General features: G+C 53.9%; 11 protein-coding genes and 1 riboswitch. Of the genes, 2 read left to right on the plus strand and 9 right to left on the minus strand.

Annotated elements, in window-relative coordinates:
* Positions 1 to 41: 41 nt before the first annotated feature.
* Both BN2762_RS06785 and BN2762_RS06790 read right to left on the minus strand, forming a co-directional pair.
* Positions 42 to 1,238 (minus strand): sigma-70 family RNA polymerase sigma factor, encoded by a 1,197-nt coding sequence (locus tag BN2762_RS06785; RefSeq protein WP_316246773.1) that lies wholly within the window; start codon positions 1,236 to 1,238, stop codon positions 42 to 44.
* Positions 1,239 to 1,325: 87 nt separating this feature from the next.
* Positions 1,326 to 1,778 carry a carboxymuconolactone decarboxylase family protein gene (locus BN2762_RS06790; protein ID WP_055106259.1) on the minus strand — a complete coding sequence of 151 codons (453 nt, stop codon included), beginning with the start codon at positions 1,776 to 1,778 and terminating at the stop codon, positions 1,326 to 1,328.
* A 197-nt stretch (positions 1,779 to 1,975) separates the two neighbouring features.
* Here BN2762_RS06790 and BN2762_RS06795 point away from each other — a divergent pair, with 197 nt between their 5' ends.
* Complete coding sequence (locus BN2762_RS06795) at positions 1,976 to 2,338, plus strand: DUF423 domain-containing protein (protein WP_055106260.1); 363 nt, start codon at positions 1,976 to 1,978, stop codon at positions 2,336 to 2,338.
* Here the strand turns inward: BN2762_RS06795 and BN2762_RS06800 are convergent.
* The 7 genes from BN2762_RS06800 to rlmN all read right to left on the minus strand — a co-directional run bounded on the left by BN2762_RS06800 (position 2,316) and on the right by rlmN (position 14,061).
* Complete coding sequence (locus BN2762_RS06800) at positions 2,316 to 3,035, minus strand: ECF transporter S component (RefSeq protein ID WP_055106261.1); 720 nt, start codon at positions 3,033 to 3,035, stop codon at positions 2,316 to 2,318. The genes BN2762_RS06795 and BN2762_RS06800 overlap by 23 nt on opposite strands.
* Positions 3,023 to 4,921, minus strand: a complete 1,899-nt coding sequence (locus BN2762_RS06805; protein WP_055106262.1) for an ABC transporter ATP-binding protein — start codon at positions 4,919 to 4,921, stop codon at positions 3,023 to 3,025. Before BN2762_RS06805 ends, BN2762_RS06800 begins: the two co-directional genes overlap by 13 nt.
* On the minus strand, positions 4,894 to 5,796 hold the full coding sequence (locus BN2762_RS06810) for an energy-coupling factor transporter transmembrane component T (RefSeq protein WP_187386483.1): 903 nt from the start codon (positions 5,794 to 5,796) through the stop codon (positions 4,894 to 4,896). Before BN2762_RS06810 ends, BN2762_RS06805 begins: the two co-directional genes overlap by 28 nt.
* The gene (locus tag BN2762_RS06815; protein WP_187386484.1) at positions 5,783 to 6,856 is read right to left on the minus strand and encodes a DUF4430 domain-containing protein; all 1,074 of its coding nucleotides are present in this window, start codon (positions 6,854 to 6,856) and stop codon (positions 5,783 to 5,785) included. The genes BN2762_RS06810 and BN2762_RS06815 overlap by 14 nt, the downstream gene beginning before the upstream one ends.
* A 95-nt stretch (positions 6,857 to 6,951) precedes the next feature.
* Positions 6,952 to 11,199, minus strand: a complete 4,248-nt coding sequence (locus BN2762_RS06820) for an S-layer homology domain-containing protein (RefSeq protein ID WP_055106265.1) — start codon at positions 11,197 to 11,199, stop codon at positions 6,952 to 6,954.
* 199 nt (positions 11,200 to 11,398) lie between these two features.
* A riboswitch (cobalamin riboswitch) is annotated at positions 11,399 to 11,595 on the minus strand.
* A gap of 1,060 nt (positions 11,596 to 12,655) precedes the next feature.
* Positions 12,656 to 12,895: an LSm family protein gene (locus BN2762_RS06825; RefSeq protein ID WP_055106266.1), complete on the minus strand. Its 240-nt coding sequence runs from the start codon at positions 12,893 to 12,895 to the stop codon at positions 12,656 to 12,658.
* Positions 12,896 to 12,990: 95 nt separating this feature from the next.
* Entirely contained in the window at positions 12,991 to 14,061 is a 1,071-nt protein-coding gene (gene rlmN / locus BN2762_RS06830; RefSeq protein ID WP_055106476.1) for a dual-specificity RNA methyltransferase RlmN, read from the minus strand.
* 225 nt (positions 14,062 to 14,286) lie between these two features.
* On the opposite strand from rlmN, the gene BN2762_RS06835 reads away from it, so the two are divergent.
* A complete protein-coding gene (locus tag BN2762_RS06835) occupies positions 14,287 to 15,177 on the plus strand; it encodes a TIGR01777 family oxidoreductase (protein ID WP_055106267.1) in 891 nt (296 codons plus the stop codon).
* Positions 15,178 to 15,182: the final 5 nt, after the last annotated feature.

The raw sequence follows: 15,182 nt of genomic DNA on the forward strand, positions 1-15,182 counted from the left end.
TAATTTTCAGCCATAAAAAAACATGAGCAAGATTTATGATCTCACTCATGCCGAATGGTTTGCAGATGGCTTAGCTTTTGAGGATTGAGCAGCAAATATAAATTTTGAATCCCGTTCGCTTCACCCGTCCATTGAAAGCATAATATCCCTTTCAATTGGCCGTCCTTCTTGAATACGAGGTTCAGCTCTCCGTTTACCTCAGTCAATACGGCTTCCCAGCTGCGCAATTCCTTAAACGCCTTCGGGGAAGTCAACAATGCCAGCACGCGCCCCCGGCTTATAATCGGGAAAATCGCGGAACGGGTATAGCCCCCGCCATCGGTAATCAATACCGCATCCTCCGCCAGCAGCTCAAGCATCTCCTCCACCTGATATCGCTCGAATGCGGCAATGAACCGCTCGATCAGCTTTCTTGCGGCCTCCTGGCCGGGAGCGGCAGGTTTGTCAGTTTCCACGCCCCCCGCCTTTAGTCTCTGCTTGGCCCGGCTGCATATTTTGCGACAGTTGCTCTCCGACTTGCCCAGCATTTCTGAAATCGCGGAATAGTCATATTGAAATACTTCCCGAAGCAGGTAGACCGCCCGCTCCATCGGCGCAAGGCGCTCAAGCATGACCAGATAGGCATACGATATTACGTCCTGGCGCTCCAGTGTCTGTTCGGGAGACTCGTAATCGGCGACGAGCGGCTCAGGAAGCCATTCGCCGACATATACCTCCCTCTGCTTGCGTGCGGATTTCAATACATTCAGACTGCGGTTGGTAATTCCTCGGGCCAAATAAGCTTTTACATCCCGGATTTCGGTCAAATCTCTGGATTGCATCTCCATAAACCAATCCTGAACCACATCCTCGGCATCGGATACCACACCCAGCATCCGGTATGCAATGGAAAAGGCATATGCCCGGTAATTCCGATACAAAGCATCGAGGTCTGTTAAAGCATGGAGATCCATTCCCGTCTGCTCAGCCGCCTCATCCCTTGGGCCGTTCCCGTCATCTCTGGTTTGTCGGGTCCGGCTGTCCTGCCGGGCCCGTTCAATCTGTGGAGCCTGTGCAATCTGCCGAGACTTCTCCACCTGATGAGGCTTCTCAATCTGCTGAGACTGCTTCACCTGCTGAGACGCCCTAATCTGCTGAGATTGCTCCATCCACTGAAGCTGCTCCACCTTCCGTATCACCCTAATCTGCTCAGATTGCTCCATCTCCTGAGTCCGAGCCTCCTCATCTTGCGATGGCACCGTCAAGCCGTTCCCTCCTCCAAATGCCAAAAAGAAGCCGGAACGGCTTCCTTTCGCTATAGCCTTTTATTTTCTTATATTACCATTTCATGCTCCAAAGCAGCCGGGAAAAAGTCCGGATGAAATAGCCAGGCGGTTCCAGCTGTTAATCGTATTTATCGCCATCAGCAAATCTACGTATTCGCTCTCGGTGAAATACTGCCTCACTCTCTCATAGACTGGCTGAGGCACTCCCTCACGCGAAATGTTCGTCACGCATTCCGTGAGCTCCAGCGCGGCCCGTTCCTGATCCGTGAATAAATGCGGGACCTCCCGCCATACGCTCAGCAGCAAAATACGGTCGGCATGATCCCCCATCGTCATCAAGTCCTTGGCGTGCATATCCAAGCAGTAGGCGCATCCGTTGATTTGTGACGCACGAAGCTTGATCAACTCATTTGTAACGGGATCTACGCTGCTATCCTTAGTGTAATTCTCCAATCCAGACATCGCTTGATATGCAGCAGGGTTGGCCGCTCGAAAATTTAACCGCAGACTCATGGTCCATCTCTCCTTAATATATGTGATACAAAGTAGACAAATGAACCTCCGATTTTGTGACACCAAGGAGAGCACAGCTCGCCGCATTTGATCTTGTCCTGTAGAACAGCTGCCTCTCACCCCTTTCCTCCCGTCCTTTCTTGAATTGACGGCTCCGCCTGTAATCGCTACTATTTGGAATGGGAGGTGTTATATCTATGACCACATTGCTGCTGCTCGGCGCGGGCATGATGTTCCTTGCTGTAGCCTTGGGAGCGTTCGGAGCCCATGCATTGAAGAAGAAGCTGTCCGAGGAAATGATGAAAATTTATCAAACCGGAATCCAATACCACATCGCGCATGCCCTTGGCTTGCTGCTGCTAGGCTTGATCTCTGCGCAATTCGAATCGGCTTCCCTTATGATGCTGGCCGGCTGGTTCCTGTTCGCGGGCGTCATTCTATTCTCAGGCAGCCTGTACGCGCTAAGCCTGACGGGTATCCGCAAGCTTGGGGCGATTACGCCGCTAGGCGGCGTAGCCTTCCTGATCGGCTGGGCCATTATGGCGATTGCGGTGATTTAATCGGCGAGTCCTCCGGGTTCAACAGGCCATACTTCGATTTGACCCGGATAAGGATTCGCATCCATACTCCTGAGAATAGCGTAAGAAAGAATACGTTCGACAGCGCATGAGCCAAATCGAAATAGAAGCTGGCGATATAGGCCGATGCGAATACCGGCCAGGATAATTGATCATAGAAGCCGATGAGGAACCATAAATTCATGATCCAGCCAAACAGAAATCCCCACAGGAAGCCAAAAATATTTCTGCCCCACATCCGCTTCATCCAGAACGTATCCTTAAGCAGACCCGCCGTGAAACCGATCATCCCCCAGCAGAACATCTGCCATGGCGTCCATGGCCCTTGCCCCAGGAATATGTTCGATACGACGGCGGCGATGCTGCCTACGAGAAATCCCGTCTCCGCTCCAAAGGCCAGAGCCGCCATGATAATGACAAAAGACGTTGGCTGCACGCTGGGGAGCGGCGCAAAAGGCACGCGGCTCACAGCTGCGATGGCTCCCAGCATAGCCACAAGCAAAATTTCCTCCGCCCTCAGCTTCTTCCTCTCGAAGCGGATAAAGAACGGAACAATCGCCAGGCCAATGATCAGGAAGCTGAGCGGAAGATAGTATTCCTCGAACCAGAACACTGCGGCAAGCAGCAGGATTACCGCGATGAGGCTGCCGGTATAGATCAAGCGTTTTATTTTTCCCATAGCATTTCAATATCCTTCATAGTCATAGCCGCAGGGAAGAACTCACCCGCCGTGCGGTGAATGATTGTCGTATAAAAGTAATTGTCCCGCAAAAAATCCCTCGTCTCGTCTGCCGCAACCAGCTTGCCGTCAAACAGCAGCCCGCAGCGGGTCGCATAATGAGCTGCAAATTCGATGTCATGGCTGACCATTAGAATGGTTGTCCCCCTCTCGCGGATAGCCTCAAGCTGTGCAGCCAGCTTCATTTTGGAGGTAGGATCCAGCCCTTTCGTAGGCTCATCTAGCAGCAGCAATCGCGGCTCCGCTAGAAGGACAAGAATAAGCGCTGCCTTCTGCTGCTGTCCTCCGCTCAGATCAAGCGGATGCTGGTCCAGCGACTCCTTCAGCTCAAACAGCTCCACCAGTTCGTATAGCCGCTCCTGTCTGCTGACGGTGAACGCCTGACCCCGCCGTCCCCCTTGCTCCAAGCTTAGCTCCAGCCGTTCGATTCGATCCTTGAACTGCGCCCTTACCGTATCCCTGGTGAAGTAAAGCAACGGATTCTGGGCTACGTACCCGATCCATCGGCTTCTCTCGGCAGTGCTGCTGCGAAGTAAAGATTTTCCCTCCATAAAAATATTCCCGCGCTGCGGCTTCCTCACACCCGCAATTTGATACAGGAGCGTAGACTTGCCTGAGCCGTTCCCGCCGAATAAAGTGAAGAATTCCCCCTGCCGAATGTGCAGCGAGCAGCCCTTCAGCACAAGAGGCGCATGCTTCTCGTAGGTGAAGAACAAGTCCCTGCATTCCAGTAAAGACGCTCCAGGCCTCTCGGCTTGCCGTTCCGTTTGCTGTTCAGCTTGCCATTCCGATTGCAATCCATCTTTGCGCTCAGCTTGCTGTACCACTCGCTGTGCGGTTTGCTGTATAACTTGCTCATTCAATGTCTGCCCATGATTTAGCGGTGCGAATGATGTTTTGGATGGCGGCCCGCTTACCCCATCTGTTAATGCTGATGCTTCTGCAGGCGTCCTGGCAAGGGATTCCGCCAATGCCTTGGTGTACTCGCTAATCCAATGCCGGCCTGCTTTGACGGTAAGCGGGATCGATTGCTCGGGCCTGCTCCAGGCATCCATACCGCCAGCGCCCAGAAATAATCGGCTGACAGCGGGCAGATAGGGCATGAAGAATTCATCCCGGCCGTTCCAAATTTCGCGCATAGTCTCTTGCGGCTCCCCGGCGTAGGCGACCTCCCCCGCCTTAAGCATGACAATCCGGGATGCGAGGGGGAACAGCTCCTCGACTCTATGCTCGCTAATGATAATAGTCATGGACAGCTCCTCATTGATCCGGGCCAGCAGCTGGATGAACTCCTTGGCGGCAATCGGGTCCAGTTGAGCCGTCGGCTCGTCAAGCAGCAGAACCTTAGGCCGCAAGGACATGACGGAGGCCAGGTTGAGAAGCTGCTTCTGCCCCCCTGACAGCTCATGTACCTCCAGCTGCAGCCAGTCTTCCATGTCAAAAAATTGAACGAGCTCGCCGATTCTGCGCTGAATTTGCTCCGTGGGGTAGCCCAGATTTTCCATAGCGAAGGTAAGCTCCTGCCATACCGTATTCATGACGATTTGATTGTCGGGATCCTGAAAAACCATTCCGATTTCCTCAATAGAGCACCGCTTCTCCAAGTCATCCAGCAGACTTCCCCTGTACCGTATTTCTCCCCCACGCTGTCCCTCCGGCCGGATCTCCCGCTTTAGCTGGCGAAGCAGCGTCGTCTTGCCCGAGCCGGATGGCCCGCATAGCAATACGAATTCTCCCTCTTCAACAGTAAGATTTATGTCCGCCAGCATCGCAACCGATGCTTCCGGATATCTGAAGCTTACATGTTCGATTTGATAAAGCGCCAATGCAGCCACTCCTTCCCATTCATCGCCAGGGGGATGGCCAGGAATACAGCATAGCTAAGCAAATGAATCGCTAGCTGAACCGACCACTGCCATCCCTGCAGCCGAGGATACACCTCATAGTGGTTAACGCCGAACAGCGCCCCAATGACTATATTCAGCCCCGTTACGGTCATGATCCACAGCACAAGCCTGTCCCGGCGATCCATCCGGTACGCCGTACCGCTGCTTCTTCGCCCGATTCCGTAGCCCCTGGCCCGCATGGAGCCGGCCGTCTGCAGCGCTTCCTCCAAGGACCAGCCGACGAGGGTATGCATCGTCTCCATGCCTTCCCGCATCAGATGCTTCTTGCTCCCTCCGGGCTGCAAATAGCCCATCACCTTCTGAATCGTCATGATCTGCTGCAATCTGCGGGTCAGCAGAGGGACGAAGCGAAGCGTTACAGTAATCACAAAGGCCGTTCGAGGCGCGTACGGCGTCAGCAGATACAGCAGCTTATCCGGCGTCACAACCAAATTAAAGGCGACGAAGGCGAGCAGGATATTCAACAGCGACAAGGCAAAAATTGCGCCGTACGCGATAGCCTCCAGCGTAACTGGGCGATCCATCATGTAGAACAGGATCGTAGCGCCCCGGCTGGAGAACAGCGGGTTCGAGATCGATATAATCAAGGCGATCAGCAGATAGCCTTTGATGACTTTCTTCAAAGCCCGCCCCCCGTCAAGAGAGAAGAGGAGCACTATAATGCATAGTAACGACGCCAGCAGATAGACCGGATGCTGAAACATCATGCATGCTGCCAGCAGCACGATGAAATACAGCAGGCATAATCGCGGATGCAGGCCTGAGAACCCGTAGACCATATCAGCTCTTCCCATCCCATAAACCGTCCTCTGCACCAGCGCCCAAATCCTTGCCCAAATCTTCCGTATACAGCCACCGGATATCATCCCCCGGGCTCAGCGGCCAGATTCCCGCGCTCCGGTTAGGAAATTTGCCATTCACACTGTACATCCAGCCGCTGCCGGAGCCCTTGTCGAATTCATATAAATTATCGATGCCCTGTACATATGCGGTTGCTCCAGTTCCGGTATACTCCATTTGCATCTTTTGACTCCGCGCCGCCTTCTTCAATACATCCAGCACGGTCTTCGAATCGCCGATGTCCACCTTGGTCGTCTCCATAATCGTGCCGATATCCGGTGCCCCAACGATAGTCAGGGTCACAAAATCGCCAGAGCCTGCCTCCGCCTCCGCGACCCTTCCCTGTTCCTTGCCTGACTTTATGGCAGCTCCAGGAGTTGAGGCAGGGCCTGCGGAGATTGAACCCGCGGAGGCTGGGCCGCTTTCGCTCGGCGTCTTAGCTTCTACGGCAGTACCGGCTTTGCTATCGCCACTCCCTACCTGCTGTGGCTGCGGCCCGCCTGCTTCAGGCAGAGGCCCAGGCTGGGAGGCATGAATGGAAGATCCTTGATCCTTCCCACCTGCTCCAAGGGCTGCTGCGCTCCCGGAAGCATCTCCATCCCCAGTGTCAGAGAGCGGCTTCGCTTCAGTATTTCTGGCCGGCAGCGATGAGGCTGATTCCTCTTGCCCCGACACCGCTGACAGCGAACCGCTCTCCCCGCCAGCTGCTGTTCCCAGCTCCTCAGCACCCTCGGCTGTTCCCGGCTCCTCAGTACCCACAGCTGCTCCCGGCTCTCCAGCATCTGCACCGGCAGGCGCGGGTGAATCCGCGGATGAGCCCTCGCCTGCATTGGCGCTGCCGGGTGACTCCTGCTGCCCCGTACCCGGCTCTACCGCAAGGCTTGCCTGCTGCGCCGCCTCGAGCTTGGGCTTCGACTCAGGGGCAAGTCGATCTCCCCCGTAAAACCATACCGCAGCCAGCACAATCGCCAGCACGGCCAGCAGTCCGAAGAGTTTATTTCTGTTGCGCCACATTGCTTTGCTCCAATCCTGCATAAGCCCTCCCCAAGCTATAGTAATCATATAAATAGGGAAAGAAGGAGGCTTAAGGCTCCTTCTCCCGGTTGATTCTATGAATGGATCATTTCATACATTTTTACAATGACAACGGCGGCCATTTCTCTAGTAACCTGCTCGTGCGGGCGGAAATAATCGCCGTCTCCTGACATAAGCCCCGATTGAATCGCCGCATCCACATAAGCCGCTGCCCAATCCGAGACCTGCTCTCGATCCTTAAGAACGCGGTTGGAGGCTGTGCCCTCCCCTGCATTCGGCTGCAATTGTCCTTGCATCCGCACAAGGATCGTAGCCATTTCCTGTCTTGTGATCTGCTGGTTCGGTCCGAATTGATTATCGCTCAGGCCGGAAATCAGACCTTGCTCCTTAGCAGCCGCTACATACCCGGCATACCAGGAGCCTGGGCTGACATCGTTAAAGCCTGCCGCATTCCCGGACGGCCCTTCGCCTGCCAGTTTGACGACCAGCACCGCGAATTCCGCACGCGTCAAGCCGCGCTTCGGCTCAAATTGCGGCGACGCCGTCCCTGTCCCGGTCATCAGTCCAAGCTCTGCGGCTCTGCCAACCGCTTCCTTGGCCCATGCAGATATCGAGGCTTCATCCCCGTATGCAGCCGGAGCCGGTTGGGGAGCGGAAGCTTGAATATCGGACATATCAAACAGCGCGCTTTGCTTCTTCAGCATCCGCTCATACGCCCCAAGCGCCATCAGGCCCTGATGAGTCGCCATGTAATCACTGGCCCCTCCAGCCGTATGGGCAAAGCCGCCATCCTTATTCATATAGACCTGCAGCGCCGTGAGAAGATCACCGCGGGCCTTGACAAACCGTTTATCATCCAGCGGAATATCAAGGCTGGACAGCGCAATAATAACCTGCGAAATACTCTCGCTCGTCTCTACGCCCCACGCTTTAAAGCCGCCATTCGCCTGCTGCTGCTGCGACAGCCAGGCCAGCGCCTTATCCGTCGCCGCCTTGACCGCCTTGCGGTCCTGGTATTTCGCCAAGGCCTGCAGAGCCATAGCTGTCATATCTATGTCGCTTTGGCCATTGGTCTCCTTGCTGATCGGGAACCCGCCGTCGGAGTTCTGCTGCTGCAGTACAGCCGCGATCAGCTTATCCCGTGTCCACAGCGCATCGCCCGGAATATCGGCCTTCGCCGCGTCCAGAGCCAGCAGCGCGAACACGAGCCCGTTCGTTCCCTGGTTGGTCATGCGCGTATTGTTATAGATTTTCTCCAAGAGATCGAACCCGGCCACGCTGCGCGGGTCTTTACCGATCGAGACGGCGGCCAGCGCCATGCGCTCGTAATCCGTCACTAGCCGGAATTCACCGTTCTTCTCCCGAATATGGCTTTCGAGCACGGAATAGTACTCCGCAGGGACTTGCTTGCCGGAGCGGGCCAACGCAATGGCATCCCAATCATTGAAATTGTCATGCTTGGAAAAGCTGCGGTTGTTCAGAATCCAAGCCGCTGAGCGGGCGATGGCCTCCTTAATGCGTACCAGCGAGGCCTCTTTCTGCTCCGGCGTTGCCGCTGCGGCTTGTCCTAGCGATCCGCCAGCTTCGCCGCCTCCTGCAGCTCCTCCTGCACCAGGTGCTCCGGGTACCGGTGCACCGCCTCCGGCATCTCCGGCTTCAAGATCTTTTCCGAGATTCGTCGTATAGCGCCAACGGAGAACGTCCCCGTTCTTTAGCGTATACAGCCCGGCGCTGTAGTTCGGGAACACGCCATTCACCGAATACATCCAGCCGCTCTCAGGCCCTTTATCAAACTCGCTCAGGCCGGCAATGCCCTTGACGTACAGAGTTGCATCCGAACCGGTGTAGTCAACCGATACGCCTCGAGCTTGCGCCGCTCTTCTGAGAACCGTAAATGCAGTATCTCCGTCCTGCAGCGTTACTGACACGGGTGAGATGATATCTCCCTCGCCAATCGTACGCTTCTCGACAGATAGAGTAACTGTACGGGACACAGGGGGATTGGTGACGCCGCCTCCGCCCGGATTCCCGCCGTCACCAGGTGAGCCGCCAGGAGTTCCGCCGCCGCCAGGACTGCTGCCATTCCCGCTGTCATCTCCAGGGCTGCTTCCGCCGTTACCAGGCCCGCCGCCCTGTCCAGGGTTATCTTTAGTCTTTAAATCATAAGCGATAAATTCCGTGAAATGCGTTGTTCTGATGACCAAGTCTCCGCGGTCATCGGCATATGCATATACTGTGTCCTCTCTTGACGATGAGTCGCCATATTTTGGAATCGGGTGAAAGCTGCCGTCGCTGCCGATCCAGCCAGCATGCCGGCTGCCTTGGCCCGTTAGCTTTAATGTGACGTGGCGGGTGAAATCAATCTGCTCATCGCCGCCTACTTTCACACGGATTGCGATTCCCGCAAGCTCCTGATTCGATGAGGACAGAGCAGCATTTATGTTGCCGATTAACGCGGCATCCGTGATGCTCAGCTTGCTCGGCAATTGAATAAGCTTGTTCCATCCTGTGGAAGTCACCTCTGTATTCGGTTCAATGTCGAAATAGGTGCTGTCCGTGACGGTAGTAACCTGCGGCAGCTGGAGCTTGGTAAACTGCAGAATGACTTTGTCTTCCGTCAACGGGTCTCCATAAGAGCCGTACTCAAAATGAGTCTCACTATCCGGAACAGGAATAATCTCTTCCTGAATTGGCCCAGCATAGGCTGCCACATGAACAGTTACAGCCTCTGCATCGCTCTGTCCAGTCAGAGCTCCGGCCAAGGCTTGCATGGAAATCGTGCCCTCCACGGCTTGGCCGGCAAATGCAATGCGGGCTTGCTGCTCGTTCACCAGAGTAATGCCGGCCACCTGCAGCCCGGTCGACCCCGGGTCGATGAGCCAATGGCTGGCCTGCTGCGCAGCCGGTGTAAACGTATCCCCAACCAGCTTCAATTCAACCGCCGGGTCTACGGTGCCATGACTGATTTCAGCTGATGTCGCCGACAGGCTGGCCCAACGGCTGTAATAGAAATGAACCTGATCACCGGATTGAATGAGATAATCGCCAGCCCCGACGTCAGGCGCGGCCCCATTGACGGTATACATCCAGCCGTCCCAGCCGCCCAGGGCTCCGGCGGTTTGGCCCGCTATCTCCGTAACGTAAGCGTAGCTACCGCTGCCTGTAATACTGTAGCTGATGGGCGGGACAGCTGTATCCAGTCCCTGCTTCATGACGTCTAGCGCCGTAACCTCCCCGCCGCTAGCCGCTACCGTCACAGTCCGAGGCGCATAAATCTCGCTGTCCATCCCGGTCACCTGCAGCTGTGCGGCAATGCCAGGCTGGGCCGGCGTTGCCTCGGCAATACGGTACCAGGTCGATTGTCCATGCAGGATGTCAAGCAGCGCAACCAGCGCCTGCTCCGTAGACATGCTGTTCATTCTTGTATCAGCGGCTTTCCATTTGAAGGAGCCGTCAGCCAGCTGGAACTGCTCATACGCATCCAATACCGAGCGGCCGTTCTCGATCCACTCAGAGGATAATGCATCGCCGCCTGCAGCGATCAGGCCGGATACTGTAGAAGACAGGCTGTTCGAGTTGTCTCCGGAACCCCATGTTCCAGGTGAATCGAACCCGCCATTGTCGAGCTGTCTCTGCTTCAGAAGCTCCTTGGCCCGCTGAATGGCGCTGTCTACCGCACTTTGCCCCTGATATTTCCCTAACGCCAGCAGGGCCATGCCCGTCATATCGGTGTCACCGAAGCTTCCGCTTGGGCTGAGGCCAAATCCGCCATCAGCATACTGGCATTGAAGCAAATATTCCAAAGCCTTCTTCTCCGCGGCCTGATCCCACGGACCAACGTCCGCGCCGAGCTTGACCCCGGCATTCAGAGCCAGCATCGCCCAAATATGCTTATTTACTCCACCGATAGCTCCGGTATCCGGATCCTGCTGGGCAGCCAGCTCGGCCCATAAATTCCGATCTGTCTCCCAGGCATGCGCCGGATCCTGACCCATTGCCAGCAGCCCGAATATGTATCTGATGTGCTCGGTTCCATAGTTATTCGGCGTCAAATTAGGTGCAGTCAGCTCCCAGGAAGGCAATCTCCATTGTCCATCCTGCAAATCTACTCCCGCCCCCCACAAAGCTACGAGCTCCCACCAGGACTCGATTCGTTTCGTAGAGCTTGGATCACGATACTGCTCCTCGTAGTAATCGAGGGTACTCTCAATCATTCCTTGCAGCCGTGTGTCGCCTGCTCCTCCCGCCGCCTTGGCGAGCTGGGGATTAATCAGCGATAACAGCAGCACGAAGCTCATCACCATAGGCAAGCTTCTCTTCATCCATTTCCTCCAACTGTTCAACGTCCGCTCTCCTTTACCATCTTGTAATGTGGACAACAAAAAAACATCTTTCCCCAAAGAAAGATGTTTCGAAGTTTTGTCCGTGTCGAACTATACATACGATCGCCGCCCTATGACGCATGATCACGCATAACGGCAGCAGCACGAATAAACATCTCCATCCCATCCTCGTGAGAAATTGCAGAGCCCTTACACGGCAGGTCTCCTGGCTTCGCTTCATCGCTTAACTATCACCTTCCCATTGTTGATCAACAGTGGCTTTACGATAGTCAGCTCCGCGTTACAGTGGCGGGACCGCGTCGAATTTACATCGAACTTCCCTATTAAGCTGCTTCATAATAGATTATGGGCAGCACCGTATAAGTAAAATATGAAATTAGTAGATTCGGGGTTATTGTAGCAGACTTCCTCGGTTTAGACAAAGGATTTTTCAGCAATTTTTCAGCAATGCCCCAATGGCCTACTACTGATGGGAACTGCTGCATAGCCGCCTATACAGAGGGGCTGTCCAATAAGTCCCAAAAATAAAAGGTTGGAGGGAAAACGTAAAGCTTCCACTCCATCTTTGTAGTGGCCACCGCCTTTGTAAGAAAGCAGCGAGGCGGCTGCTTGCTGCTATCAGTAGATTGTGGGCTAAGGCCATAAGCCCAAACTGCACATGAACCTTGTCCAAGCCTCGCAAAGAAAACCTGCAACACAATCGGTTGCCCCTTGGCCAAACACACTCTCTGCCTCGGATTACTCCTGATGTGACCAAAAACGCTCCTTGCATCGGGTTACCTCTAATGTGACCAAGCACGCTCCTTGCATCGGATTACCCCTAATGTGACCAAGCACGCTCATGCCTCGGATTACCCCTAATGTGACCAAGCACGCTCATGCCTCGGATTACCCCTGATGTACCAAGCACGCTCATGCCTCCCTTACGCCAAGCTAATCGCGGATTTCACGTTCTAAATGGATTTATAGTAGTTAGTTTCTGCGGCAAGGAAAGAAAAGTAGATTTAAATGGATTTCATGTCGTTAGAAGAAGGGAGATCGCTATCATAGGCCGGATTCTGGATTTTAAATGCATGAAATCCATCTAATCCTCCAAAACATTCGTTTAGAGCATAATTAGATACATGAATTCCATTTAGTGATCGTGTTCAAGAACTTACCTAACATAAGCCAAGGAGTGAGGTTTCAGTGATCGTGTTCAACAACTTACCTAACATAAGCTAGGGAGTGGGGTTTTAGTGTTTGAGTCGACGGCTTATATAACATAGGCCAAAGGGTAGGATTTTAGAGTTCGATAGCCTATATAAGATGAGCCAAAGAATAGGTCGCCGGCAAGAGAGAGATTCCGCAGAAGCGGATAGCCTTCAAAAAGAAAGGGACGCCCCCAGTCATTTATGATGACTTCTGAGACAGCCCTTTCAGCATAACCATACGTTTAAATCAAAGCGATCGCCAGCAGCGTAAACAGGCTTAGCGTCAAAATTTCACCGCCATAAAAGCCTGGATAGAATGCCGAGGTTTTGACAACCCCTCTGGGATCGGGACGCAAATAAACGTTGTTGTAGTCTACATCAACTATAGTTCCCGAGTACTGCCGCCCGTCCCTGGTCAGAATGCGAACCCTTTTATTTTTACAGCGCAGGCAATTATAATAGGCTTCAACCAAAATCCTCATCCTCCCTATTCATATTACATATTAGTCTATGAGAGGAATGAGGGACGGTAACGGCTCAGGTCTATAGGCGGCGAGACCATTTATTGCAGACTTACCTAGGATATTCTCTTATCCTTCTTAATCTGCTTGCTGCGCAGCTGACCGCAGGCCGCATCGATATCCGTGCCATGCTCCAGACGGACGCTGCAGTTGATTCCCTGCTTCTTCATCACATCATAAAAGGCCAGAATCGATTCCTTGCGGCTTCTCTGGTACTGGCCGTGTTCATCCACAGGGTTGTAAGGGATGAGGTTGACCGTAACTCCGCCCCGGCGAGTGCCGATCAGCTCAGCAAGCTCCAGCGCATGCTCTGGACCATCGTTAACGTCTCTTAGCAAAATATATTCCAGGGTAACCTTGCGATTCGATTTAGCCAGGTAGTAGTCTACAGCCTCCATCAGTTGCTCGATCGGGATGGCCCGGTTGATCTTCATAATGCGCGTCCGCAGCTCATTGTTGGGGGCATGCAGTGATATCGCCAGGTTGACCTTCAGGTCGGAGTCGGCAAACTCAATGATTTTGTCCGCGAGGCCGCTTGTGGATACGGTAATGCGGCGCGGACCGATGGCCAGACCCTTGTGGTCCTTCACCGTACGAATAAAGTTGGATACGTTCGTAAAGTTATCAAACGGCTCGCCGATGCCCATAACGACGATATGGCTTACCCGTTCCTCCTGTCCAGCCTCATCCAAATGGAACTGTACTTTCATGATTTGTTCCACGATTTCGGCGCTCGTTAAATCACGGCTCTTCTTCAGCAATCCGCTCGCGCAGAAGCTGCAGCCGATATTGCAGCCGACCTGTGTGGTGACGCAGACGGAGAGACCGAACTTATGCCTCATTAAAACCGTCTCAATCAGATTGCCGTCCGCCAGTTTAAAGAGAAACTTGACTGTTCCGTCCGCAGACTGCTGCTTCACCTGCTCTGTCAGCGTCTCCATCACGAAATTCTCTTCCAGCAGCGCAACAACCTCAGGCCTGACGTCATTCATATCCGCGAAGCTGTGTACCCGTTTGCGGTAAAGCCAATCCCATACCTGGAGCGCGCGTGATTTCTTGTGTCCCCGCTCCTCCAGCCAGGCGATCAGCTGATCTAGCGTAAATCCATAAATGGATGATGTATTCAACATGTTTTATCCTCTTTTCAGAATTTAAAATTCTGTTTATTATTGTCCCAAATCTTTTTTATGAAAACAAGGCTCTATTATTGAGAAATATATCCGAAAGTGTAACTTTAGCCCCCTGCCGACGTCTACATAATTAAGCGAACGGTGAAACAGGCCGTTTGAATCATAAATAATAACCAGCCCCGCCCATGCAACAACGGGGGCAGAAATGGAGTTGCTGTGCTTATGGCCGGAAAAATCATCTTGGCCGGGGGAACCGGCTTTATCGGAACCTACTTAAGTGACAAGTTTCAACAGCAAGGCTATGAAGTAATACATATTTCCAGACGGCCTGGACATATTTCTTGGCAGAATCACAAGGACATTGTAGAAGCTCTAGAACAAGCGGAGATGCTGATCAATCTGGCGGGAAAGTCCGTCGACTGCCGCTATACGGAGAAGAACAGGAAGGCCATTATAGATTCGCGTACGGAGACGACTCAGCTTCTTGGCGCTGCCGTGCTAGCCTGCAAGCAGCCGCCTGCGTTGTGGATCAATTCAAGCACAGCCACGATCTACAGGCATGCTGAGGATCGCCCGATGACGGAAGCGGGCGGCGAGATCGGAACCGGCTTCTCCGTCGAGGTGGCCAAAGCGTGGGAGCAGGCCTTCTTCTCCTTCAAATTACCGGCAACAAGACAGGCTGCGCTGCGCATCGCCATTGTCCTTGGCGAACACGGAGGCGTGATGACGCCATACAAGAACCTCGTCCGCTTCGGGCTTGGCGGTGTTCAGGGGCCTGGTACCCAGCGTTTCAGCTGGATTCACATCGAGGACATTTACGGAATCATCTCGTTTCTCCAGGCTAGGGAAGATTTGAGCGGCGTGTTTAACTGCGCCTCCCCGAATCCTGTCACGAATCGGGAGCTCATGAGCGAGCTGCGGCGGGTGATGAACCGCAGTTTCGGACTGCCCTCGCCGAAGTGGCTGCTGGAGCTGGGCGCCGTGATGATCCAGACGGAGACGGAGCTGATTCTAAAGAGCCGCTGGGTGATCCCCGAGCGTTTGGAGAGGGAAGGCTACACGTTTAAGTTTCCTCATCTGGACCAGACGCTGCGTGATATTTTACAAGGATAGGAACG

It is taken from the genome of Paenibacillus ihumii (assembly GCF_001403875.1).
GTDB classification, from domain to species: domain Bacteria; phylum Bacillota; class Bacilli; order Paenibacillales; family Paenibacillaceae; genus Fontibacillus; species Fontibacillus ihumii.